Raw genomic sequence first — 24,248 nt, 5'->3', positions numbered from 1 at the left:
TGGCGTCCACGCAGTCGAAGCATCTTTACCTCTGGCTAACTACTTACTGGCCTAGGACCAACTCAACGAAGCGGTAGAGATGCTTCGACAAGCTCAGCATGACGGTTAAAGGAAAGCTCAGTTTCTCAAATCAGTACTCATCCGCCATCAAAAAAGCCCCGCTACTTACGCAGCGGGGCTTTTTCATAAACTACTATTCACTACTCGGCGCTCGGCGCTGAAGCAGCAGCTTCAGGGGTTGGGGTCGAGCCTTCGGGGCGTGGACCACGGCCGCGGCCGCCGCGCTTGCGACGGCGCTGGCCTTCGCTCTTTTCACCTTCGGCCCGTGGCTCTGTGGCTTCGCCTTCAGCGCGTGGTGGGCGAGGTGCCCGAGGCGGACAAGCTTCGCCTTCCGGACGAGGCGCGCGGGGCTCCCGGCGGGGGCGGCTCTCGCTCCCCTCAGGGTGGTCTTCGCGGGGTGGGCGCTGGTAAGGTACGGCTGGGGCCTGGCCGGCATCGAGGGCGGCTAAGGCCGCTTGGGCTTTGGCAATCCGCTCTTGGTGCTTGGGGTCTTTGGGGTCGGGGGCACCGGCGCGGGCGGGGCGGTTGCCATCACGGCCGCCGCGGCCACCACCTTCGGGGCGGGGGCCACGGTCGCGGTTACCGCCACCTGAACGACCGCCACGCTCCGGCCGACCGCCTACTTTGCCGCGCAGGCCAGCAAAGCGCTTGGGGTCAAACTCCGGAGCTTCGCCCAGGCCTAGCTCTTCGGTGATATTCTTTTTCTCCAGCTCGCGCTCAATCAGCTGCTCAATCTTCACCACCCGGTCCTGGTCTTGGTCGGAGATGAAGGTGATGGCGGTGCCTTTGGTAGCGGCGCGGGCCGTACGGCCAATGCGGTGCACGTAATCCTCGGCGGCGCGCGGGATGTCGTAGTTTACCACGTGCGAGAGGCTGTCGATGTCAATGCCGCGGCTCAGCACGTCAGTTGCCACCAGAATGGGGAATTGCTTGTTCTTGAACTCGCGCATGATTTGCTCGCGCTCCTCCTGCGTGCGGTCCGAGGAAATTCCCCGAGCATCGTAGCCCAGCTTATTAATGGCGCGCACAATACCGCCCACGGCCGCTTTCTGGCTCGTAAACAGCACCATGCTCTGCACATCCTGGGTTTTGATGATGTGCTCCAGCAGGTAGATCTTCTGGCGGTCAAACGCCATGTAAAACTGCTGGTCGATGCCGGCAGCGGGCTTGGAAACGGCCAACCGAATTTCGTCGGGGCTCTTCAAAATCTGCTGCGAGAACTCCCGGATTTTGTTGGGCATGGTGGCCGAGAACAGCAAGGTCTGGCGCTCCTTGGGCAGCTGGCGCACGATATTCAGGATATCGTCGGAGAAGCCCATGTCCATCATTTTGTCAGCTTCGTCGAGCACCAGATACTTAATCTGATCGAACTTCACGTAGCCCATTTGCAGGTGAGCAATCAGGCGGCCCGGCGTGGCAATGATGATATCGGCACCGGAGGTGAGGGCGCGCTTTTGCTGCTCCCAGCCTTCGCTTTTGCCGCCACCGTAAATGGCGATGCTGCTGGCCTCCACGAAGTAGCCGAAGCCCGTTACCTGCTCGTCAATCTGGGTGGCCAGCTCGCGCGTGGGCACCAGAATGAGGGTAGAGGTATTGCCGTGCTTGGCGTGCGAAATCTTGTCGAGGAGGGGCAGCAGGTAAGCGGCCGTTTTGCCGGTGCCGGTTTGGGCGCAGGCGATGAGGTCTTTGCCTTCGAGGATTTTGGGAATGGCCTGCTCCTGAATGGGCGTGGCATTCTGGTAGTTCATGGCGTCCACGCCGGCCAGTAGGTCGTCGTGGAGATTGAATTCGTGAAACGTCAAGGTTCAGCGAGTTAAAATGATAGATGGCTGACCTTGTTGTCCTGGTCAGCAAACCGCGTATAGTGTTACAACAAAGATAGGAGGATTTCGTGCCCTGTAGTTCAGCGGATGCAGGCACCCAAGTGGGCGGCGAGCCTGGCCCGCCGCCCTCCCGGCTTATTGCTCAATAATCTGTAGCTGCCAGAAAAGCTCCTCCTCGCGCACCGGGAACGGCGCCCCGTTCGTCAGCGACTGATACACGGCTTCAAACAGGCCCATGTAATTGCCGCGGGGTGTGGTAACGGTGGTACTGGACTTTTCCCCGTCGGGCTTTACCACTGTCAGCACGCCGCCCGTGCCAGGGGCGTCTAGGCCATACGCGGCATCGGAGAGGGGTAATTTCTGGTCGAGCTGGGTTTCCTGCACATCGGTGCGCTGCTGGCGGAAGCTGCCTTGGGTGCCGTGCAGCACATAGGCCGGGCCGGGGTCGGCCACCAGCAAGCTGCCCGACACGAACACGTGCAGGCCGCTGGGGTAGGAGAGGTGGTAGTGGAAGTAGTCGTTGACCTGGGAGTGGGGCCGGTAGCTGCCCAGGGTTCTCTCCACCTTGGCGGGCTGCCCAAACAGGCTGAGGGCCTGATCCAGCACATGCGGGCCCAGGTCGAAGCTGAGGCCGGCGCCGGGCGTGGTGGGCTCCTCCTTGAATACTTTGGTATGAATGGCCGGCTTGTAGCGGTCGAAGTGCAGGTGGGCTTCAATCAACTGGCCTAGCTGCCCGCTTTCTACCACTTCCCGCACGGCCTGGAAGTCGCTGTCCCAGCGCCGGTTTTGGTAGCCGAACACCTGCAGGTTCCGCTGGCGGGCCAGGGCAAACAGCTCCGATATCTGCGCGGCGGTAGTGCCCACCGGCTTCTCAATGAGCACGTGCTTGCCGGCTTCCAGAGCCTGTTTGGCGAGGTCGAAGTGTGAGTAGTTGGGCGTGTTAACAACAATCAGGTCCAGTTCAGAGTCCTGGAACAGTTCTTCTACTGAGTCGTAGCTAATGATGTCGGGGTAGTCGGCGGCGGCGAGCTTGCGGCTGCGCTCGGCCACGGCCCGCAGCTGAAAGCTGGGGTGAGCGGCCAGGAAAGGGGCGTGAAAAATGCGGCCCGACATGCCGTAGGCCAGTAGGCCCGTCTGAATGGGGTGATTCATTCGCTGTTTACAGGTTGTTTGCGTTACCAAGTGTACGAACAACTCGCCACTAACTCCTTGCCTGATGGCCGCTCTCGACCGATTCTCCGCCCAAGCCGACCTCTACGCCCGTTACCGCATCGACTACCCACCGGAGCTGTATGCGTTTCTGCTGGCGCGGGTGGCGGGCCGGCAGCGGGCCTGGGACTGCGCCACCGGCAATGGGCAGGTAGCTACCGTGCTGGCCGAGCACTTTGCGCACGTAGATGCCACCGACATCAGCGCCGCCCAGCTTGCCCAGGCGCCGGCCCGCCCCAACATCACCTACCAACTGTCTCCCGCCGAGCACACGCCCTTCCCCGATAAGTACTTTGACCTGATTACCGTGGGCCAGGCCGTGCATTGGTTTGAGCCGGAAGCCTTCAACCAGGAAATCCGCCGCGTAGGCCACCCTGGCGCTACCGTGGCCGAGTGGGGCTACGGCCTGCTCCACATCAGCCCCGAGCTAGACCCGCTGGTGCAGGCGTTTCACGACGAAACCATGCGCCCCTACTGGGACGACAACCGTTGGCACATTACCGATGAGTACGCCCGCCTCCCGTTTCCGTTCGCGCAGGTGGAGCACGCCCGGTTCCCGGTGCGGCGGCAATGGTCGGCGGAGTGGCTGCTGAACTACCTGCGCACGTGGTCGAGCGTGGTGAAATACCAGCAGCACGGCCAGGACCCCGTGCTGCTCATTGCGGAGGAAGTGACGCGCCTTTGGGGCACCGCGGAGCGCGAGGTGGAGTTCCCGGTGTTTCTGCGGTTGGGCTTGGTAGAATAATCCGTTACTTACCGCGTTGTCTGGCTGATTTGATACGCGCCTAACATGACGATATCTACGTACCTGCGGGCCCTAGGCCTGTTCTACCGCACCGTGGCGCCGTTTGCCGTTGTGTTTTCGTTGTTGATCTTGGCGGCTGCCGCCGTTGGGCCGTTTCCTAACTGGCCCCTGCCGCTTACCCTGGGCCTCTTGCTAACCAAGCTAAGCACGTTTTCCGTCATCTGGTACTTATCGGAGCAGCTACGGCCTCACCAATACTGGCTCTACCTGAACCTGCACATTGCGCCCTGGCAGCTGTGGGCGGGCGTAGTGGTGGCCGATACCCTGCTGTTCAGTGCAGTTGTGCTACTGCTGCAGGCCGTGGCACAATGAGCAGGGCAGCTTCGTATGTTCTGGAGGCTGATGGCATTCAGCTGGCGTTTGGCGAGCGGCGCATTCTCTCTGATGTGTACCTGCGCGTGCAAACCGGACAGGTGGTAGGCCTGTTGGGCCGCAATGGCTGCGGTAAATCCACGCTGCTGCAAACCGTTTTTGGAGGGCGTACCCTGGCAGATGCCTCCGTGCGGGTAAATGGGCAGCGCGTAGTGCCCGCCTACCGGCAGCCGGGCCTGCTGAACTACCTGCCTCAGGTGCCACTGCTACCCGAGCGCCTGACGCTGGCAGAGGCCGCCCGAATGCTTGGGGTGAATGCCGAACAAGCGCTGGCCGGCTTCCCGGGCCTCAGCGCCCAGCTTACTCGCCGCATTGGGGAGCTCTCGGGTGGCACCACCCGGCTGGTGCAGGTGCTGTTGCTGCTGCACGCGAAAACCCAGTTTTCATTGTTTGACGAACCGTTTTCCGGCGTAATGCCCGTACATGTAGAAACGCTGGCCGAGCTGTTCCGGCAGGCTAAAGCGCGCAAGGGCATCCTGCTCACCGACCACCGCTACGCCGAAGTGCTGCCGCTCTGCGACGTGGTGTACCTGCTGCACGGCGGGCGTTTGGAGCAACTCCCACCCGACCCCGTGCCCGCACTCCGCGACCGGGGCTATCTTGCGAGCTGACGCCCAACCCTCGCTCCATGCCCGATACTGCTGCTAGCCTTCCACTGCCTCTTACTGGCTTAAAAGTACTTGAGCTGGCTTCCGTGCTGGCCGGCCCGCAGGTAGGCCAGTTCTTTGCGGAGCTGGGGGCAGAAGTGCTCAAAGTGGAAGCACCAACCGGCGACGTTACTCGCACCTGGCGCACGCCTGCTGAACCCGCCAGTACCACCGTATCAGCGTATTTCTCCTGCGCCAACTGGGGCAAGCACTCAGTAGTGCTGGACCTGACTACGCCGGAGGGCAAAGCCACAATACGGCAGCTCGTAGGCCAGTCGGATATCGTGCTGGCCAGCTACAAGCCCGGCGACGCCGAGAAGCTGGGCGTCGATTACGCGGCGCTATCCGGCCACCATCCTCGCCTTATCTACGGTCACATCACCGGCTACGGCCCCACCGTAAACCGCGCCGGCTACGATGCGGTGCTCCAGGCCGAGGCCGGGTTCATGCACCTGAACACGCTGCCAGGGCAGGAGCCCCTGAAAATGCCGGTAGCCATGGTAGACCTGCTCACGGCCCACCAACTAAAGGAAGGCCTGCTCACGGCCCTATACCAGCGGGAGCGTACTGGCCTAGGGGCCTTAGTGCAAGTGTCGTTGCTGCACAGCGCCCTGGCCTCACTAGCCAACCAGGCCGCCAGCTTCCTCGTGACGGGCCTCGACCCGCAGCCGCTGGGCTCGGGCCACCCCAGTATTGTGCCCTACGGTACCGTGTACGAAGCCGCTGATGGCGTCCGTCTGCTGCTGGCCGTGGGCGCCGACCGCCAGTTCCAACACTTATGCGCAGTGCTAGGCCACCCCGAGTGGGCGCAGGAGGAGCGGTTTCAAACCAACGCCGCCCGCGTAGCTCACCGCCAGGAGTTGGAGCAGCTCCTACGGGCCCGGATTGCGGAAGTAGCCGGTGAAGAGCTACTGCAGAAGCTGGAACAACGCCACGTGCCCGCCGGCGCCGTACGCACAGTAGGGCAGGCGCTGGGCCACCCCTCGGCTCAGGAAATGCTGCTGCCAGCCACGCCCGAGTTCCCGCACCAGGGGTTGCGCACGGTGGCTTTTCGGAGCAACACCTGGCCCGTGGCAGCGCAGTTGCCGGCTCCGCCAGCAGTCGGGAACCAGCCCAAAGAAGTGAGTTAAGCTGAGCTGTATGCACCCAGTACGGGTCAGTTGAAATTGTGGCCTTCCCGATGGCAACCGAAACTCCCGAACGGCTACCTTGCGTAGGTACTAGCACATATCAATACCTCAAAACGGGCTAGAATGGCCCTGAGCTAGAATTTTACCTTAACTGGTGCGCCTCATGTGAGGCGTTCCTCTGTTCTTTTCTGCATGGACGAAACGCCTCAAAATATTGCCTCCAACAACGTGTCTGCTTCTCAGCTAAATGACGGTACGCCCGGTGCACCGGCCATAAACAGCGGCGCAGGTGCGCCCAATACCGATAATACAGCGCCCAACGAGCCCGGCTCACCCGGCGTGATACCCACCGACCGTCTCGACCTGATTTTTGAAGGCCTCAAGCAAAAGTCAACCGCTAAGCAGGCCATTTACCGCAACACGCTCAACACCTTTGACATGCTGCGCCATGTGTCGCAGGAGCTGGTGGTGGAGCTGAGCCGCCGCATTACGCCCGTTGATTCTACGGTGGTAATTGAGTACCGGCCCGTAAACGACATGGAGTTTCACATTCGGTTCTCCGGCGACCTGCTCGTGTTTGTGCTGCACTCCAACATCGTCACCTTCCCTGACGACTACGGTCCCATGCCCACCAAATACGTGGAGGCGGACTTCCGCCGGCGGTTCTTCGGTCACATTATGGCTTATAACTTCACTGCCGATAGTATCAAGTACCAGCGGATGAACGACCCCGGCTACCTGGTAGGCCGGTTGCTCATCAACATTGATAATCACTACTTCCTGGAAGGCGTGCAGCAGCTGGAGCTACCCGATAATGACATGTCGGATAACCCGGTTACACCCGATGGCCTGAAGCTCTTCGTGGAAAGCGCCATGATTGCGGCCGTCAACAACGACCTCATTGCACCGCCACTGGACGATATTCAGAAAATCAGCGTGAAGCAGAAGCTGGAGAACCAGCAAGTCAGCCGCGCCAGCAAAGTAGGCTTCAGCTTCTCCAACGAGCAACGGCACCAGAACATTGATGGCCTAGCGTATTAGGTTTTTGGTGGAAGTGAATAGGTGAATAAGTGATCAGGTAATAAGGGTGCCTAGGCCTGCCGCGTCATTGTCATTGCGAGCGGAGCGAAGCAATCTTTCTTTGTCATATGATGCGCTTTTGCCGCAAGTAATAAAGCCCTTACTTCTACAGCAGAAGTAAGGGCTTTTTATTAGGTCAGCGTTTTGTGCACGGAGAAGGAAGGATTGCTTCGCTCCGCTCGCAATGACAATGATAATGACGCGGCAGGCCTAAACCACCTTTCCCCTCATCACCTCATCACCAACTACCGCCGCGAGTAGCCTACTTTTTCCCTGACTTTATTTAGAACTTCGGAGCCGTAGGCCTGGGCTTTGCGGGCGCCTTCGGCCAGCTTACGGTCTACCTCAGGCAAGTTGTTCATGTAGAAGTTGAACTGCTCGCGCTCCGAGGCAAAGCGCTGCTTAATCACCTCAAATAGGGCCTGCTTGGCGTGGCCGTAGCCGTAGCCACCGTTGAGGTAATTTTGGCGCATGGTTTCCACATCGGTAGGCGAGGCCAGCAGCGAGAACAACTTGAAGGTAGTATCCGTGTCGGGGTTCTTGGGCGCCTCGAGTGGCGTGCTGTCGGAAACGATGCTCTTGATGGTTTTCAGCAGGGCTTTATCGTCAACGAAGATGTCGATAATGTTGCCGTAGCTCTTGCTCATCTTCTGCCCATCTAGGCCAGGGATGGTCATCAGTTCAGCATCTACGCGGGCCTGGGGCAGCACGAAGGTTTCGCCATAGCGGTTGTTGAACGCCGAGGCAATGTCGCGGGTGATTTCCAGGTGCTGAACCTGGTCTTTGCCTACGGGCACTATGTCGGCGTTATACAGCAGAATATCGGCCGCCATGAGCACGGGGTAGGTAAACAGGCCCGCATTCACGTCGGAAAGCCGATCCGACTTATCCTTGAACGAGTGGGCATTGGCCAGCATCGGGTAGGGCGTGAAGCAGGACAGGTACCAGGTCAGCTCCGTCACCTGCGGCACATCCGACTGCCGGTAGAACATATTCTTCTCGGTATCGAACCCGCAGGCCAGCCACGAAGCCGCTACCGCGTACGTATTCTGCCGTAGCAACTCCGCGTCGCGCACCGTAGTGAGGGAGTGCATATCAGCAATGAACAGCAACGACTCGTTGGTGCTGCTTTTCGACAGCTCAATGGCCGGAAGAATGGCGCCGAGCAGGTTACCCAGGTGGGGGCGGCCAGTGCTCTGAATGCCGGTAAGAATGCGGGACATCAGGGTAGTGTTTATGGGTTGCTCTGACCACCCTCCATGGGGTAATTCAGAAAGGGTTCGTGTGTATTGAAAGCGTGAATAAACGTCTCCAGATTATAAATCGTAATTTTTTTGGCCGCTAACAGCTTTACCAGATCGGGGCGGCCGGCAACATAGAAGGCTACTGCCTCCCTGAATTTTTTGCCTGATCCATCTAGCACACTATAAGGAATTTCGATAGGAGTAGCTTCCCCGACGCGGTGAAGTAGATACAAATCAGGACGGCTAGAAGGGCCCAGGCTCGGTGCCCCATTGATGCCAACATAGCCACCGGTAGGGGCATACTCGTAGCGGAGTAATGACAACGCGCCACTATCCAGCAACTGCACAAAGTCATCAGCAGCTTGGCGGGTTGAAAAGTTAGTTTGGATAGTAAAACCACTGGCCTTTATATAACGAGCCATGCCAATGCGGTAAGAATGAACCTCAGCCCACGGGTAGGCTACAGTTTTTTCCTGTTCTGCTTTAACCCTGAGGTTCTTATTCCTGGCTCTGATCAAGCCTGCGTGCCGAACCGCAATATCCTTTTCAAGGACGTAAGAGCCAGCCTGGAAGTCAGATTCAGATTGTGCCACAACAGCGTGTGAAACCAACAAGCTGCAAAACAACGGGTAAAATAGCCGCATATACGATTTAGGATATAGTATAGCTAAAATTAGACACTCACATCGGCTGCGGCTTCCTGCTGCAACTCTACCGTTTCCTCCTGGCCCAAATAACGGTCAATGAGGTAATGAGCCAGGTACAGCACGGGCGTGAGGAGAATAGCCGCCGCGAATTTATACCAGTAATTGGTGTTAGCCACACTTATGACCTGATCCAGCGACCAGTTTCCGAAGAGGTAAAAAGCAACGTACAGCACCACAAACGAATCAACGAGCTGGGAGAGGAGCGTGGAGCCCGTGGCGCGCAGCCACACGTAGCGGCCCTTGGTAGCGCGGCGCAGCAGTTGAAAAACCGTGGCATCTAGCACCTGCCCGATCCCGAAGGCTGTGATAGAACCGGCAATAATGCCTAAGCCCTGCCTGAAGATGCTCTGGTAGGCATAATCGATGTTGAAGGGCCGGCCGGCATCGTCGGTCTTATTTACATCGAGCCAAAATGCTGCTGGCGGGAGCTTGGTAGTAGCGTAAATCACCAGGAAGGCAAACAGAATGAGGCCTACGGTGAGGTAGCTTATGCGCAGCACACCCTCCTTACCGAAGTATTCATTGATGATGTCCGTCGTCACGAAGACTACCGGCCAGATAAGCACCCCCGCCGTAAGGTTATCGGGGCGGCCAATAAGGGGTTCCAGGGAGAAAATCTTTACCCCAATGATTTCTGCCAGCAGAGCATTCACAATGAAAATGCCGCTAAGAACGAGGTAGAGCTGCTGTTTTTTGTGGGTAAACGAATTAGGCATGCGCGCAAGAAAGAGGGGAAGGAGGATCAAAGCCAGCGAAAGACGCTATCAGGGTAGCTAGGCCTGTGCCCGAAAGTAAGTCAGCCAAGAACTGCTAAAGCGCCGATTCGTTTAGGCCGTTTGGACAGGTAGAGCAAACTGCCCTAAATCAGCACGTCATTCCGAGCTGTGCGAAGAATCTCGCGTGCTGAAGTAGGATAACTATCACAACCTCAGCACGCGAGATTCTTCGCACAGCTCGGAATGACCGTTTTTCTTTCCTGTCCCCATGGCTTAGTCCCGGAAGCTTACTCCGCCAGCTGAATAGTGAGGCCTTCAATAGCTAGCTCCGTCCACTCAAACATAGTTTTGGCCTCGGTCAGCAAGGGTTGCAGGTCGCGGTAACGGGAAGAGAAGTGCCCGATCAGCAGGCGGTGTACTTCAGCCCGCCGCGCCAATAGGCCTGCCTGCCGCGCCGTGGAGTGGTGCGTAGTGTGGGCCCGCTCGCGCAGGTCGTCCATGAAGGTGGCTTCGTGGTAGAGCAGGTCTACGCCGCGAACCAGCTCAGCCAGGCTTTCAGTGTAAAGCGTATCGGAGCAGTAGGCGTAGCTGCGGGCCCGCTTGGGCTGGGCCGTAACGGCCGCATTGCTTACCAGTAGCTCGCCGTTTTCGTCAAGCACATCTTCGCCCATGGTGAGGGCAGTGAGCTGGGTAGGGGTAAGGCCCGTCGGGAGCAAATCGGGCAGCAGGCGGCGGCGCTTATCTTTTTCCCGAAACAGGTAGCCACAGCACGGAATGCGGTGGCGCATGGGCAGCGAGTGCACCGTGACGTACTTATCCTCAAAAATCAGGGCGTGCTCCGTGGTTTCAACTGGCGTAAACTCCAGCTCAAAGTTGAGGTGGGTAGATGAGTGACGAAACTGCGTGGTAAGCACCTCATCAAGCCCGGCGGGGCCAAACAACCGCAGGGGCTCGGTGCGGCCGTTGAGGTGCATAGTGCCCAGCAGCCCGAACAAGCCAAAAAAATGGTCGCCGTGGAGGTGGCTGATGAAGATGGTGTGGATGCGCTGGTGACGGATTTTCTGCTCCATCAGGCGCCGCTGGGTGTCCTCGCCGCAGTCGATCAGGTAGTGGGTGTTGCCTACCGTCAGGACCTGGGCCGTGTGGTGGCGGTCCATGAACGGTGTGGCCGAAGCACTCCCCAGAATTTTCAGCTCAAAATCCAAAGTGGCAAGAAGCAGGCGGCCTGGGCCACCCACGTACGTTAAGATGAAAAGAAGTAGGCCCACCTGGCCCCGGGACCGGCCTAGGCCTATAAAGAAAAAGCTGTTGGCCGGTAGCCGTCAGCAAAAGACTAACAGCTAACAGCCAACAGCTTCACAGCTTTCTGAGCAGCTATTCTTTGCTGGTCAGGTCGCGCTCAATGGCGTGCAGGAAAATACGATCAATGCCTTCTTCTACAGTTGGCAGAATGTGCAGCACCGACTCCAGCTTGGAAATGGTGATGAGCTTCATCACGTGGTCTTGCAGGCCGGTTAGTACCAGCAGGCCACCAGTAGAGTTGCACAAACGGTTCGCAATCAGAATAGAGCTGAGTCCCGACGAATCCGTGTACTTCACATTGCTTAAGTCGAGGATCAGGTTGTTGATGCCCTCGGCATTTAACTTCACGAATTCCGACTTTAGATCGGGCGCGACGGTAGTGTCGAGCTTCTTTTCGTCAATCGTGATAATCGTGTAGGTTTCTTTTTTATCTATGGAGTACTTCATACCGGCGGTCGTTCGGTGTTTATGGGAGTTGCGAAGGTAACAAAAAAACTTTTGTGCGCTGAAGAGTCGTTAGTGGACAAAAGAGAGAAATAAAAGCTGCATCAGCGGCTAATTTTTCTGAGAATAAGCGAAAGTAAAAGTACTCCAGGTGCTCTGCCAATCGGCCTGTTGATGAGCAGGAGCCGCGCTCATCTGAACAGTACTAACTAGATATTCTCCGGGAGTCTGTAATCGAAACAGCACACGCCCGTTTTGGTTACTGCGAAGTTTGAGCGGCGGCCGAATTGCAAAGTTGCCTCGCTGCCAAACCTGCACTAACTGACCCGCCATGGGCCGGCCAGCCGCTAATATCCGCAAGGTAATAGACATTCCCGATTTGAGAAGCGTCGGGTTCTGTTCGGGAAGTATTTCTACCGGTAAGCCCAGTGGGCGGCCCCAGGCCCGGGCGGTATCCTGCGGCAGTGGCGTACCCACCTGCACCAAAGTTGTGGCGCACCGCTGGTAAGCCTCCCGGCCGGGTTTCTCAGCTTCTCCGCGCTGCTTGCGTAGCGCTATAATGTGGCCCAGGCCACTTTCCTGTAAATACGTGGTGAAGTCCGCCGCGCTTAACTGCAGGAAAGCCTGGTTGGTAGTGAGGGCTACGAGGTGGGTGCCCGGCTGCGTGAACGTGAGGGTGGTACGCAAGCTGTCCGCTGCTGTAGCAGTGGCCGTAACATCTTCTAGGCCAGTAGGTGACAGGTGAAGCAGCTGTGTAATGCGGCTGGCCTTGCCCGCCCAGCGCTTGCCCTGAAAATGCGCGCCCGTGAAAACCCGCACGTGCAGCGCCGTGCCGGGCTCAATTTTAAACCGGGCCGGCTCCAGCCAAAACTCTTGCGCAGCCGCAGCGCCCGCTAGCAAGAGCAATGGCGCAAAGAGCAGGCAAGACGGAAGACGCATGCCACGAAGAAATTCCCGGTTCATTAAGAGAGCATGAAGAGGCGTCGGTCAGCTAAGCTAGGTATACTCTGGTTGTTGATTACTCACTGGCACGTCAGCCTGACGCAGGAAAGATCTTCCCCCGTCAGCACCACGAGGCGCTAGGCCAGTTGGTACCGCGTGAGAAGATCCTTCACAAGCGCAGGCTGACGTGCCAGGGCGTGGGCTGCTAATTAGTAGCGCTCCAGAGCCAGGGCGTAGGCGCGGTCATAATACACGCGCAGGTTCTTCCAGTCGAAGAGCTCTGAGGAGCTTTCCACGTTATTGCGCTGCATGATCCGTTCGCGGCGGTTGAGCTGCACAAACTGCCAGAGCATCTCCGTCAGCTCCTCCGCCGACTCCTCGAAGCTCTTCTCTTGGCGGTGTACCACAAAAATGCCTTTATCCTCGTGGTTGGCTACATTTTGCAGTACATAGTCGCCGAAGCCGGACAGGTCGCTGGTGATGGCCGGCACCCCGCGGGCAGCGCACTCCAGCGGAGTGTAGCCCCAGGGCTCGTAATAGCTCGGGAAAATACCCAGGTGGCAGCCGCGCACAAACTGCCCATACTCCATACCGAACAGCGGCGAAGTGGGCGACACGAAGTCGGGGTGATACACAATCTTCACGCGGTCGTGCTGGTTATTCACCAGGTTAGCCCGGCGCACAAAGTCCAGAATGTCGTCGTTAGCGTCGTCTACCAGGTTATGGGTAATGACTGGGGGCAGGCTGGTGGTTTTCCAGCTTTGCAGGGTGCGGCGGTAACGCAGCTTCCAGTAGTCGTCTACCATGCTGCTCAGGTCGGGCAGGCGGTGGTCGGTGCTGGCGGCGGCAGCGTAGAACAGCCGCTCGCCTACTTGCTGCTGAATGGCCTCTACGGTGGCTTGCACTTCATCTAACACCGCCCGGCTTTGCAGCACTTGGGGGTTAATGCTGTGGAAGGGGCGCTTGGTGATAAAGAACATTACCACGTTGCCCTGTAGGCCACTTTGCTGGAGGCGGTAGTTTAAGCGGGCCAGGGCTTCCAGTGTCAGGTCGAAGCCCTTATTATGGTACTCGTAGCGCCCACTCGTGAACAGGTACAGCGTATTATCCAGATCAAAGGAGTAGCTCTGGAAAAAGTGCGCCATTACAAACTCGTGGATCTTTGACTTGTACTGCTGGTGCAGGTTCTGGAACTCATGCAGGGCCACAAACCGCTCAATGTTCAGGCCGTTAGGCAGCACCGCGTCGGGTATGCGGTCGAGCAGGTAGATGCACTCGCGCACCGTCAGCTCGCTTACCGTGGTGAACACGTGTGAGCCATGCGCGGCGGCGCGCTCAATGGTTACGGCCGTTTCAATGTTAAAGTGCCGCGCTTCGGCTGCCCAATCCACCTGCATGAGGTGGTCGTAGAAATTGGGGTCGTTCATGGCCAAGTAGCGGCCCAGCAGGGTGGCGTGCGTGGTAAACACCAGGTGCACGGGCACCTGCTCGCGGCGCAGGTCAGGAATGGCTACGCCCGTCATCCACTCATGGAAGTGCGCCAGCACCCGCTGAGGCGGAACTACCTGGGCGGTCAGAATCTGGAGGAAGATTTTTGCCAGGTAGCCAAATGCTTCTACCTGGTGCAGCAGGTCGTCGTTGTCGGGGGTAGGAATGCCGTGGTGGTGCCAGAGGTCATACTTGATCTGACCCAGCCGGTTGTAGGCTTGGTAGGGGTTGATAAGCACCACGCGAGGGCGGCCCGTCACGAGCCAGATACCTAGTTGCACATCGTAGCCATGCCGGCGCATTTCCCGCACGGCGTCAGCAAACGGGTCGGTGAGGGTGGCGAGTTGATAGTCGTCGTAGGGCTCAAACTCCCCCTGGGCCTGGTGGGCGAAATAGGGGCCCAGCAAACAGTAGCGCTCATCCCATACCTGCACGGTAGCCGGTACTTTACTGCGGATAACGGTATAAATGCCCCCTACCTGATTGCAGACTTCCCAGGCCACTTCAACGAGCAGGGCATCGGGTGCAATAGGTTCGGGCGAGGAAAGCGGAACTTGCATGAAGGTGTAGTTCGGTGGGAGTGATGGCAAGATAGATGGCTAAGCGGAGTTTCAAAGGGAAAAAACCGGGCTTTTTCTGCTCTAGCCTCAAAAGGGGCCAGCCATATAGCCTACGCAAGCTTTCCCATCGGAGTCGAAAAGCTAAGTGCTACCCCCGGTGGTACGCCCTCAATAATGCAACGTTTGCCGCCTACTGCTCTGGGGGTTAACCCGCGTGCCCAAGCCTGCTATCAACACCGGAACTAACTTGCCCGGAGCAGAAAACGGGGCCTCATTTACCGGCTCAGTTAACCCGCAAATGCTGCAACGCTTGCAGCCGGACGTAGCCCGGATATCACCCGGCCCCTGGCCAAAGCAGGGAGCTATGCAACGCGTTACGCCCACTTACGGAGTACTCTCCTCCTAAATAGGCCCTTGCAATTGCACTGTCCGTTGCAGGGGGGCTAGTGAGGTACCGGTCAAATACGCATTTATCCGCAACGGAAGCGTTGTATGAAAGCCCGATCTTATAAAAGGTGCTAAACAAAAATCAGCCCTGGGTGTGGGTAGCTCCGCAACGCTTGCGGAGCTACCCACACCCAGGGCTGATACTACGGTGCTCTTTGTGAGAGTGGCCTAGGTTGCTTAGCTGGGCTCCTGTGAAATAATCAGGACCGAGTATGGAGCTAATCCGAAAGAACCGTGGAAAGTACAGCCGTCGTATTCCCCGTCTTCGGCCTGAGTATCCATGCTCTCAAAGTTGCCGAACTCAGTATCATACCCCTCCCAGTCGGAGTTGAAGCGTACGCGCCAGTGGCCGCCGCTGGGCAGGCCAATGGTGTAGGCCTCGTGGGCCCGATCAGCGAAGTTAGCCAGGATGATGGTGGTGTCGCCGGGGCCACCCTCGCCATCGGCCCAGCGGCGGTAGGCCAGTACCTTTTCGTCGTGGTTGACGTGGAATACTTCCGTGTGCTGACCTAGCAGGCCACGGGTGTGGCCGGCAATGTTGCGGCGCAGTTGAATCAGGTCGCGGTAGAGGTGTACCAGGCCGGCGTGTTCCTCGGCGCGGCTCCAGTCCAGGGGCAGATCGTCGGAGAAGTGGCCGTCGGCCAGCATGGTCTGGCCCTGAAAAATCATTGGGATGCCCGGAGCCGTGAATACCAGCGCGGCACCCAGCGTTGAGCGTTTCTTCGGGAACCAGGAGGCCGCGTTGCCAGGCATGATTTCCTCCGTTACGCGCGCTTTACCGTTAGCCACCTCATCATGCGACTCCGTGTAAATCACGCGCTGGAAGGCGTCGCCATTATAAGTATGGCCAATAATGGAGGCTACCGCCTCCAGGTTGCGGTCGGCATCCTCGGGTGTTATTAGGGCATCGCGCACAATGTTTACAAAGGCGGCGTCCCACTGCGAGGCAAAGCCCTGTCCGCCAGCAGCCGTAGGCCGGGTGATGTATTCGTTACCCTGCAGGTCCTCGGCAATGGTAATTTTCCAGGGCATCTTCTCCTGAATTTCCTCATTAATCCACTTCATCAGGCTCCAGCCCTCAGGCAGGTCGCGGGAAGGGTCACTGGAGCCATCCACGTTCCGAATGTGGGAAATTGAGTCGCAACGCAGGCCATCTACGCGGTAGTCTTCCAGCCACATCAGGGCGTTGTCGCGGATGTAGCGGCGCACCTCGTCGCGGCCATAGTCGGGGCGGTTATGGCCCCAGGGCGTTTCGGCGCGCCAATCGTTGTAGAAGTAAATGCCGCCGCCCTCGTTTTCCTGCCAGCCATCAAACTGCCACAGGTCCAGGTCGCCGGGTCCGAAGTGGTTGTACACCACATCCAGAATAACCGCTATGCCGTGGCGGTGGGCCTGTTTCACCAGCTCTTTAAAGGCCTGAGGCCCGCCATAATCAGTTTCCAGGGCAAAGGGATGGGCCGGGTTGTAGCCCCAGCTACGCCCGCCCGGAAACTCCGTGGGCGGCATAATTTCAATGGCGTTGATACCCAGGTCGCGCAGGAAGTCGAGCCGAGCCACCACATCAAGGAAGGTGCCGGGCTTTTCGGGGTCGGGGGCGTTAAAAGTGCCCACGTGCAACTCATAAATTACCAGCTCATTCCAGGCCGGCATCTCAAAGTGGTCGTCTTCCCAGTTAAAGCTATGGTCGGGCACCACGGAGTTGCCAGCCGAGTGCGTAACCTGGCGGGCGTAGGGGTCGTTGCGGGTTAGCTCGCCGGTGGGTGTTTTCAGCCAGAACTTATATTCAGTGCCCGGCAGCAGCGCCGGAAAGTCGGCGGCCCAGTAGCCATCGGTTTCGTGCTGGAGTGGGTGTTGGGAGGTATCCCACTTGTTAAAGGGGCCTACCAAAGAAACCGCCGTAGCCGCCGGGGCCCACACCCTGAAGGTGGTGCCGTTTGCGTGAGGAATGGCCCCCATGCCAGGTTGCAAGTCAGTGGAGGTAAGAGGTATAGGTGTGGGAGCAGAGTCGATGACGGACATGTTTGTGTAAGAGAAGCAGTGCTGAAGTTCAACAGTATGTCCTCATACTGATTCGCCCGGAATTGGGTTGTAGGCCGGAGAATAATTACCTGATGAGGAATGGCTTAGTGCCTAAGTTGTACTTCTGAGAAAATATCCGGTGCTTGGTGCATGCATGATCCTGCTTCGGCCAAATTTTCTGTGTTGTATCACAAGCGCCGGGCCCGGGTAGAGCGGGCTAAAGGCCTTTCTCATCTGGTGCCGGCCTTTGTACTGATTGGCGGCGTACTTGGGGTGCTGGTGGGGGAAGAGCCCTTTACGCTGCTGGTAGGCGTGGAGCTGCTGGTGGGGGTGGCCTATGTGGGGCTGCTGGTGCGGGAGCAGGTGCATCTGAAGCGGCATCCGGCGCATCATGAGCGCGTAGCGTGGCTGGAGCTGGCCGCCGCGGGTATTCTGGCCCTGGAGGGGTACCACATCTGGCACCGGCACCATGAGAAAGCGCTCCTTACTGGGCGGCACCAAGTACATGTGCTGCCGTGGCTATATGCGCTACTGGCCGTGTGGTACACGGCAATGGCCTTTGGTATGGCCCGCATGTATGAGCGCCGCCACTTGCATCTGCACGCTGAAGGGTTTAGCGGCCGGTTGCACCCATTTAAGCGGCGCTTTGCTTTTACCTGGAATGAGGTGGTGCGCGTGGAGCCCGTAGGAGAGGCCGATGTTTGCGTGCATCATGCCGATGGGCGGCAGCAGCACCTGTCCTTTGCGGCCCTGCAAGATGGGCCTGCCCACCGTAACCGGCTGCTGGAGCATGCCGCTCAGCAAGGCCAAGGGGGCCACCTGGGCCGCTGACAAAAACGAGTGGGTACTTTTGCAGCTTGCCAGGCCACTTTTTAGCGGGTATGCAACCTCCGGGAGCTGGCAGCTGTTCTCCTTTTTTAACCCACTATTTTACCTTCGTGCCCCGTCCCAAACCCGTCATCTACGGCCTGTATTCCTGGACCCCCGACTACGGCCTGAGTTATATTCACCCGGCTAACCGCCGCACTTTTGAGTGGCTAGAACCCGTGGGAAAAGTCTTCGAGAAAATTGATGAAACCGAGGATTGGATATTGCTGCGCTATGATGAGCAGCAGTTTAAAGTTAGCGGCGAACTGTTCAAAGAGCTCTACACTAAGCCACCCTTCAGCTTCGGCGATTTGGTGCAGGAAGCTAGCCCCGAGCCCGGCCGCTCTGCTCACCAAGGCCTGATATCCGATGTGTACTGGGATGAAGCCGCCGACAAGGCGCGCTTTCAGATTGTGGAGAAAAAACGTAAGGTGAAGCGCGTTTTTGAGGCCGAGGAACTGCGCTTTGCCTAAGCCCTAATGGGCAGCCGTGTGAAGCTGAACAGGAGGAACTTTTGTATCTTTCCGGCAATCCGACAATTTAAGGTGGTTATCTTACAAGTCGGGGCCGGGCTGCTACAAAAGCTGCCCTGTACTTAGCAGCTCTGGCAGACAATGAACATGCGCGATGTACTTCCCTTGCGTAGCTACCGCGGGCATCAGGCTGAGGAGGTATTTTTCCTGAATCCCGAGGGAGAATTTACTTTTCTCAGTGAAACGCTGGCTGAGCTGCTAGGCCACTCAAGGCAGGGCCTGCACGGCAAGCCGTTAGCTGATTGGCTGGCGCCCGAAGAGCACGATACCCCGGCACTTGTGCTCCGGCACGCCCGGCAGGGTGAGGTGCTTACCAGTGAGGTAAAGGCGAGGTGCCAAGGTGGAGAGGCCCAGCTGCTCTTGCTCACTACTATGCCTGTGCTGCACCACGGCACTCTTACGGGTATAGTGGGCATAGCCAAGCCATTTGCTGAAGCGGCATCTCACGGAGAGCTGACCGGGGCACAGCAACAGCTGGCAGTTATTTTCCGAACCGTAGCAGATGTGGTGTTCGTGCTTCAGGCAGAGCCCGAAGAGCAGTACCGGTTCACGTTCGTAAACCGCGCTTTTGAGGCCACAACGGGGCTACCTGCTCAGCAGGTGGTAGGCCAGTCTGTGCAAGCCATCATACCCGAGCCATCCTTGAGCTTGGTGAAGCAACACTACCGGCAGGCCATAGAAACCAGGCAGCGGGTTACCTGGATAGAAGTAACAGACTACCCCACGGGCCAGAAAGTAGGGGAGGTTTCCGTAACACCCGTGTACGACGAGCTCACCCAGTGCTGGCAACTGGTGGGCAACGTACATGATTTAACGCCCCAAAAGCGCGTAGAGGAAGAGCTGCGGGTAAGCAATGAGCGGTTTGCGTACGCGCTCAAGGCCACCACCGATGCCCTCTACGATTGGAACCTGAACACCGATACTGTGGTGTGGGGTGAAGGATTCGACAAGCTGTTTGGCTACATGTCTGCTGGCAGCCCACCCACGTTTGAGCAGTGGGTTGAGCGCCTGCACCCCGAGGATGCCGCACTTACGCTGGAGGGCCTGCGCCGGGCCACCTCGCCAGGAGATGAGAGCACCTGGCAGCAGGAATACCGGTTTCAGCGCGCAAATGGTACCTGGGCTAACGTGTTTGACCGAGGGTGCATTATCCGCAACGAGCAGGGGCAGACGGTGCGCATGATTGGGGCCATGCAGGATATTACCACGCGCAAAGAAGCTGAGTTGCGGCAGCAGCAGATGACGCAGGAGCTGTTCTTGCAGAATACCAATCTGCAGCAATTCACGTATATCGTGTCGCATAATCTGCGCGCGCCGTTGGCCAATGCGCGGGGTTTCGTGAACCTGCTGCCCCGCCTTGACAAGGCCACCGCCACCTATGATACTGCGCTGCAACACCTGCAAACCAGCCTTGAGCAGTTAGATGCCGTTATCACCGATGTTACTACCATCCTCTCCATTCGGGACAAAGCGGAGGTAGAGCGGCCTAAGCAAGTGCCCCTGGCCGCCGTGTGCCAGCAAGTACTAGCGGCACTAAACCAGGCCCTGCAAGAATGTGGGGGTACGGTAGAGTTACTTATTGCGGATGAGCTGCAGGTAACCGGGCACCGGGCCTACTACTACAGTATTTTCTTCAACCTGCTGGCCAATGCCATTAAATACCGCAGCGACAAACGCCCCTTGCAGGTAACAATTGTTGCTACCCCATCTGAGGGCTCAGGCGTGCGCGTAACCGTAACCGACAACGGAATGGGCTTTGATACTGAGAAGGCTGGTGATGAAGTGTTTAAGCTTTACCGGCGCTTCCACTCAAGCCCAATGGGGCGAGGCGTGGGTTTATTCCTGGTGAAGTCGCAGGCTGAAGCCATGGGAGGACAGGTAACCGTAACGAGTAAGATAGAGGAGGGCACGTGCTTTACGTTGGTGCTTAACTAATGGTATGATGAAGACCTATCTAATTGACGACGATAATCTGGGAAATTATCTAACGGAGAGCATGCTACGAGTAGAAGGTTTTTCAACTCATATCTCTACGTTTGACTCGGCGGCAGTGGCCTTGCAGGAACTACTCCAGCAGCAGGAAGCGGAATTGCCACAGGTTATTTTTCTGGACCTGAACATGCCCGAAATGAATGGCTGGCAATTTCTGGATGCGCTTAAGCCACACGCCGATAAGCTGCAGGCCTGCCACATTTTCGTGCTTACTTCTTCGTTGGCCTTATCCGATATGGAGAAAGCTAAAAGCTACGACCTGGTAGCCGGCCTGATTCATAAGCCGCTTGATAGTGAAGAAGTGCAAGCAATAAGAGCCCAACTGCAAGACGAGCAGTAGGAGCTGCCGCCGCATGCTCTCAGGCTTAGTGGCCACCCACGGCAATGCCTACGCGCAGCAACAGTGGCCTAGGCAGGAAGGGAGCCGTCTGGCGCTCCTGCCCGTTTAGCTGCACCAGCACCTCGGGTGAGGTTAGCGGCACGCGGGCTGTACTTCGGCTCAGGAAAAACCCTTGTTTTTCCTCCAGAAGCAGTTCACTGTGGGTGGCTAATGGCACGCAGTAGCTAGCCTCCGCAAACAGGTAAAGAGTGGATGCAAGCTTCACTTCCAGGCCCAGCTGGGGAGCCAGCCCCTTCGTGATGGACTGCAACCCCACGGCCACCCGGTTGGCGTTGAGTGGGGTACCGCGCACACGCAGGTCGGCATCGGGGTTGCTGAAGCGGCCCAGGCGCTGCCGAAGTACTGTGCGGCTGTATTCGAGGCCCATGCGCACGTACACTGGGCGGCGGCGCTGCGAAAGATTGTGCAGATAGCGCAGGCCCGCCCCCTGTAGGCCACCCTGCAGCGCCCCCCTGATGCTGCCCGCTCCGTAGTGCAGCTGCCAGCGCGGGTTAAGCCAGAATAAGTAGTCGAAGCGAGGAGCCACGCTCACCCGGCGAGACCCTAGCTGGGTGCTACTCCTGGCCGCAAAGGCGGAGCCGGCCGGTGCGTAGGCCACATCCAGCTGCCCACCCGACACCTGCAGCGGTACCACAGCCAGGCTGGAAGAATAGCTGAAGCGCTCCAGAAAGCTTCTGCGGCGAGGGAGTGAAACGGGCAAAGAAGCCGGGGCGGGCACTACGGTATCTGGAGCGGCGGGCCGGGCGGCGGCAGTAGAGTCAGAAAACAACTGCTCAGCCTTGCGCTGGCGCTCCTCATCCAGAAGCTGCTGCTCTACCTGCCGGGGCAGCACCAACGTGGTGAAGTTCTGCCAGAAGGTAGAGTCGTAGGCCACTGAGTTGCGCAGAAACACATCCTCCGGCCGAAAGCGGTCGGCGTAGGCGGGCCGGCGGCCTTTGGCCGTGTCAATGGCTGTGGTAATAAACTCGCTGGTGTGCTGGTACTCGCGGCCTGGCTGCTGGTTTACGGCTTGGTCCCATACGCGCTTGAGGTACCAGCGGCCCGCGTAGCGCTGGTAGCTAACCTGGCGGCTGCGGCGGCTGTAAGCGTAGTCACCCATGGCGGCAAAACCGGCCTGGTAGCGCTGCACGCCACCGGGTGTCAGGCTGAAGTCGGCCCCAGAAAAGCGTAAGAATCGAGGTCAATGAACATCCGCCCCTGGTAATTGGCTTTGCCAGAGCGAGGCTTGAAGGAGATGACGTACACTGGCCTACCGTTGTAAGTCGTCACATCAGCAATCTGGTAGTCGTACTCAGCGTAATGGGCTTTGCTGATGAAATCGGCGCGGTTATACACAAAATCGAAGCGGTGCGGGATAAGGGGGCCGGCCTGCCAGTTAAGCTGAGTGCGGCTGGTGTCGCGGGCCTCATACTTGCGGGTTTGCACCAGTTGCACGTCGCCGCCGGTGGGGTGGGCGGTGCGGTATGATTCTTTGCGCACCTGCAGTACCCCCTCGGCCAAGTACAGGTAGCGGCCCTCCGGCACGTTGCTCGACTCGCGGTAGAAGCCCGTGAGCTGCACGGGGCGCGTGGCAAAGTTGCGCGGAATGCGCGCCACCGCGGCCCGCACAATGCCCAGCGCCGAGCCCGAAACCGTGACGTTGGCCAGCTGCGTGGGTGCAGGCTCCAGCAGAATCTGTACTTCCTGCCCAGGGGGCACAGGCAACGGGAGCGTGGCCCGGCGGTACCCAATAAAGTTGATTTCCAGGGCCTGCGGCTGGTACTCAGCGGGTATGCTAAGCGAGAAACGTCCTTCCTCGTTGGCGCTCGTACCAAGCTGGTTACCCACAATTCCAATCAAAGCATACGGTACTGGCCTACGCGTTTGGGCATCAAGCACGCGCCCTTTCACCGTGCTCAGTTGCTGGGCGTGGGCGGCAATAGTAAGCAGCGCAAGCAACCCCAGAAACAAAAAACGCAACATAGGCGCAAAAGAAAGTGAAAGCAGCGGGCCCCACCAGGTAGCAGTAAGGGGTGTCTTGCTTTACGTTAACTCCAAGGGTGGTGTTAGGTGCAGCGGCGGTGGTTAAAGGCATGAGACTGTCAAAATCGTGCACCTAGGGACCAAATCCGCTGATTCGCCAGTAATCACTCGATTACTGCCTATGACTACTCGCCGAAGCAGCGGGCGAATACAGTACTAACGATGAATAGCTTGAGCAAAGCCTACAAAATTTCGGTTTTAGCAACCGAAGTCGGCTGGTTGTAGTACCAGATAAGCAGGCCCATTGGGCGGGTGCCGATTAGTTAGGAGCGTAGGAACGAGCAAAACCAAATCAAACAATAAAGAGGCGGTGACTAGCTCCCCGCTCCAAAAGCTATGCGCCCGACTGTGCAGGCCTGTGCTATAAACCACAGCATTACGCTATCATGCAAGAAGAAAAAAACGTTAGCCGGCGGAAGGTAATCGTTGGGATAGGAGCAGGTTTGGCGGCCGCAGCCGTGGCCCCTGGTTTAGCCGTTGAAACTGCTGCCGAGCCAATGGCCGCGGCCCCCGCTTTACAGGACCCCACCACCAAGTATCCGCAGCCACCCTTTAAGCGGCAGTCGCAGCCTTGGCCGGGCTTGGCCAGCCAAATGGAGCCGCGCCCCGACCATGGCGAGAAGAGCTACAAGGGCTCGGGGCGTTTGCAGGGTCGCAAAGCCCTCATTACCGGTGGCGACTCCGGCATGGGCCGGGCCGCGGCCATTGCGTATGCCCGCGAGGGGGCTGATGTAGCCATCAATTACCTGCCCGCTGAGGAGGCTGATGCCAAAGAGGTTATTGCGTTGATCAAGGCCGAAGGGCGCAAAGCAATTGCCATTCCCGGCGACCTGCGCGACGAGGCTTTCTGCAAACGCCTGGTAGCAGATGCCGTGCGCCAGCTTGGGGGGCTCGATATTCTGGTTAGCAATGCGGCCCGCCAGCAGCAGCACCAATCCATCATGGACCTATCCAGCGAAGATTTTGACGCGACGATGAAAACCAACATCTACGCGCCGTTCTGGATTATTAAGGCCGCCTTGCCTCACCTGCAGCCCGGCTCCGTGATTATTGGCACCACCTCAGAGCAGGCCACTGACCCCTCCGCTGACTTGTACGACTACGCTCAAACCAAAGCCGCCACTACCAACTACGTACGGTCGTTGGCGAAGCAGCTTGGGCCAAAAGGCATTCGGGTAAATGGGGTAGCCCCCGGCCCCATCTGGACGCCCCTGCAGGTAAGTGGGGGCGCCACTCAGGAAAAGCTGCAGAAATTTGGCGGCGACACTCCGCTGGGTCGGCCGGGGCAACCCGCTGAGCTGGCCTCAATTTACGTGCAGCTAGCTGACCCCGGTGCCAGTTACGCCACCGGCCAGGTGTACGGGGCTGCCGGCGGGGCAGGGCAGCCATAATACATCGTGCTGCTAGTTATGTGAGTGAGAGCCAGCAACGGCGTAGCC

The 24,248-nt window shown here is 58.3% G+C and carries 22 protein-coding genes; 10 read left to right on the top strand and 12 right to left on the bottom strand.

Going from position 1 to position 24,248, the window contains the following annotated elements:
• Nucleotides 1-200: 200 nt before the first annotated feature.
• Nucleotides 201-1,808, bottom strand: coding sequence for a DEAD/DEAH box helicase (locus tag HMJ29_RS00940; protein WP_171593215.1), 1,608 nt, complete (start codon nucleotides 1,806-1,808; stop codon nucleotides 201-203).
• Between the two features lie 210 nt (nucleotides 1,809-2,018).
• Nucleotides 2,019-3,035 (bottom strand): Gfo/Idh/MocA family oxidoreductase, encoded by a 1,017-nt coding sequence (locus HMJ29_RS00935; RefSeq protein ID WP_171589726.1) that lies wholly within the window; start codon nucleotides 3,033-3,035, stop codon nucleotides 2,019-2,021.
• Nucleotides 3,036-3,099: 64 nt separating this feature from the next.
• On the opposite strand from HMJ29_RS00935, the gene HMJ29_RS00930 reads away from it, so the two are divergent.
• From HMJ29_RS00930 to HMJ29_RS00910, 5 genes are all read left to right on the top strand, one after another.
• A complete protein-coding gene (locus tag HMJ29_RS00930; RefSeq protein ID WP_171589725.1) occupies nucleotides 3,100-3,837 on the top strand; it encodes a class I SAM-dependent methyltransferase in 738 nt (245 codons plus the stop codon).
• A 45-nt stretch (nucleotides 3,838-3,882) separates the two neighbouring features.
• Nucleotides 3,883-4,209 (top strand): hypothetical protein, encoded by a 327-nt coding sequence (locus HMJ29_RS00925; RefSeq protein ID WP_171589724.1) that lies wholly within the window; start codon nucleotides 3,883-3,885, stop codon nucleotides 4,207-4,209.
• The gene (locus HMJ29_RS00920) at nucleotides 4,206-4,880 is read left to right on the top strand and encodes an ATP-binding cassette domain-containing protein (RefSeq protein WP_171589723.1); all 675 of its coding nucleotides are present in this window, start codon (nucleotides 4,206-4,208) and stop codon (nucleotides 4,878-4,880) included. The genes HMJ29_RS00925 and HMJ29_RS00920 overlap by 4 nt, the downstream gene beginning before the upstream one ends.
• A gap of 17 nt (nucleotides 4,881-4,897) precedes the next feature.
• Nucleotides 4,898-6,046, top strand: coding sequence for a CaiB/BaiF CoA transferase family protein (locus tag HMJ29_RS00915; RefSeq protein WP_171589722.1), 1,149 nt, complete (start codon nucleotides 4,898-4,900; stop codon nucleotides 6,044-6,046).
• Between the two features lie 192 nt (nucleotides 6,047-6,238).
• Nucleotides 6,239-7,087, top strand: a complete 849-nt coding sequence (locus HMJ29_RS00910; RefSeq protein WP_244678959.1) for a hypothetical protein — start codon at nucleotides 6,239-6,241, stop codon at nucleotides 7,085-7,087.
• A gap of 284 nt (nucleotides 7,088-7,371) precedes the next feature.
• Here the strand turns inward: HMJ29_RS00910 and trpS are convergent, their stop codons facing one another.
• From trpS to HMJ29_RS00870, 8 genes are all read right to left on the bottom strand, one after another.
• Entirely contained in the window at nucleotides 7,372-8,349 is a 978-nt protein-coding gene (gene trpS, locus HMJ29_RS00905; RefSeq protein WP_171589721.1) for a tryptophan--tRNA ligase, read from the bottom strand.
• Between the two features lie 11 nt (nucleotides 8,350-8,360).
• Complete coding sequence (locus HMJ29_RS00900) at nucleotides 8,361-9,014, bottom strand: hypothetical protein (RefSeq protein ID WP_171589720.1); 654 nt, start codon at nucleotides 9,012-9,014, stop codon at nucleotides 8,361-8,363.
• Nucleotides 9,015-9,043: 29 nt separating this feature from the next.
• Nucleotides 9,044-9,793, bottom strand: coding sequence for a queuosine precursor transporter (locus tag HMJ29_RS00895; protein WP_171589719.1), 750 nt, complete (start codon nucleotides 9,791-9,793; stop codon nucleotides 9,044-9,046).
• 287 nt (nucleotides 9,794-10,080) lie between these two features.
• Nucleotides 10,081-10,998: a ribonuclease Z gene (locus HMJ29_RS00890; RefSeq protein WP_171589718.1), complete on the bottom strand. Its 918-nt coding sequence runs from the start codon at nucleotides 10,996-10,998 to the stop codon at nucleotides 10,081-10,083.
• Nucleotides 10,999-11,167: 169 nt separating this feature from the next.
• Nucleotides 11,168-11,542 carry an STAS domain-containing protein gene (locus tag HMJ29_RS00885; protein ID WP_044002696.1) on the bottom strand — a complete coding sequence of 125 codons (375 nt, stop codon included), beginning with the start codon at nucleotides 11,540-11,542 and terminating at the stop codon, nucleotides 11,168-11,170.
• Nucleotides 11,543-11,650: 108 nt separating this feature from the next.
• Nucleotides 11,651-12,478, bottom strand: coding sequence for a DUF4198 domain-containing protein (locus HMJ29_RS00880; RefSeq protein WP_171589717.1), 828 nt, complete (start codon nucleotides 12,476-12,478; stop codon nucleotides 11,651-11,653).
• Nucleotides 12,479-12,690: 212 nt separating this feature from the next.
• The gene (locus tag HMJ29_RS00875; RefSeq protein WP_171589716.1) at nucleotides 12,691-14,529 is read right to left on the bottom strand and encodes a glycosyltransferase; all 1,839 of its coding nucleotides are present in this window, start codon (nucleotides 14,527-14,529) and stop codon (nucleotides 12,691-12,693) included.
• A 624-nt stretch (nucleotides 14,530-15,153) separates the two neighbouring features.
• Nucleotides 15,154-16,995 carry an alpha-amylase family glycosyl hydrolase gene (locus tag HMJ29_RS00870; RefSeq protein ID WP_244678961.1) on the bottom strand — a complete coding sequence of 614 codons (1,842 nt, stop codon included), beginning with the start codon at nucleotides 16,993-16,995 and terminating at the stop codon, nucleotides 15,154-15,156.
• Between the two features lie 150 nt (nucleotides 16,996-17,145).
• Between HMJ29_RS00870 and HMJ29_RS00865 the strand changes: the two genes are divergently transcribed.
• From HMJ29_RS00865 to HMJ29_RS00850, 4 genes are all read left to right on the top strand, one after another.
• Nucleotides 17,146-17,826 (top strand): hypothetical protein, encoded by a 681-nt coding sequence (locus HMJ29_RS00865; RefSeq protein WP_171589715.1) that lies wholly within the window; start codon nucleotides 17,146-17,148, stop codon nucleotides 17,824-17,826.
• Between the two features lie 107 nt (nucleotides 17,827-17,933).
• Nucleotides 17,934-18,335, top strand: a complete 402-nt coding sequence (locus HMJ29_RS00860) for a DUF6960 family protein (RefSeq protein ID WP_171589714.1) — start codon at nucleotides 17,934-17,936, stop codon at nucleotides 18,333-18,335.
• A 147-nt stretch (nucleotides 18,336-18,482) separates the two neighbouring features.
• Complete coding sequence (locus HMJ29_RS00855; RefSeq protein ID WP_171589713.1) at nucleotides 18,483-20,330, top strand: PAS domain-containing sensor histidine kinase; 1,848 nt, start codon at nucleotides 18,483-18,485, stop codon at nucleotides 20,328-20,330.
• Nucleotides 20,331-20,334: 4 nt separating this feature from the next.
• The gene (locus HMJ29_RS00850; RefSeq protein ID WP_171589712.1) at nucleotides 20,335-20,727 is read left to right on the top strand and encodes a response regulator; all 393 of its coding nucleotides are present in this window, start codon (nucleotides 20,335-20,337) and stop codon (nucleotides 20,725-20,727) included.
• 25 nt (nucleotides 20,728-20,752) lie between these two features.
• Here the strand turns inward: HMJ29_RS00850 and HMJ29_RS00845 are convergent, their stop codons facing one another.
• Together HMJ29_RS00845 and HMJ29_RS00840 are read right to left on the bottom strand one after the other, a co-directional pair.
• A complete protein-coding gene (locus HMJ29_RS00845; protein WP_171589711.1) occupies nucleotides 20,753-21,916 on the bottom strand; it encodes a hypothetical protein in 1,164 nt (387 codons plus the stop codon).
• 11 nt (nucleotides 21,917-21,927) lie between these two features.
• Nucleotides 21,928-22,749, bottom strand: a complete 822-nt coding sequence (locus HMJ29_RS00840) for a carboxypeptidase-like regulatory domain-containing protein (RefSeq protein ID WP_171589710.1) — start codon at nucleotides 22,747-22,749, stop codon at nucleotides 21,928-21,930.
• A 446-nt stretch (nucleotides 22,750-23,195) separates the two neighbouring features.
• Here HMJ29_RS00840 and HMJ29_RS00835 point away from each other — a divergent pair, with 446 nt between their 5' ends.
• Nucleotides 23,196-24,200 (top strand): SDR family oxidoreductase, encoded by a 1,005-nt coding sequence (locus HMJ29_RS00835; RefSeq protein ID WP_171589709.1) that lies wholly within the window; start codon nucleotides 23,196-23,198, stop codon nucleotides 24,198-24,200.
• Nucleotides 24,201-24,248: the final 48 nt, after the last annotated feature.

The organism is Hymenobacter taeanensis, assembly GCF_013137895.1.
GTDB classification, from domain to species: Bacteria; Bacteroidota; Bacteroidia; order Cytophagales; family Hymenobacteraceae; genus Hymenobacter; species Hymenobacter taeanensis.
Note: the sequence above shows the minus strand (reverse complement) of the source record. Positions and strands in the feature narration are given on the sequence as shown.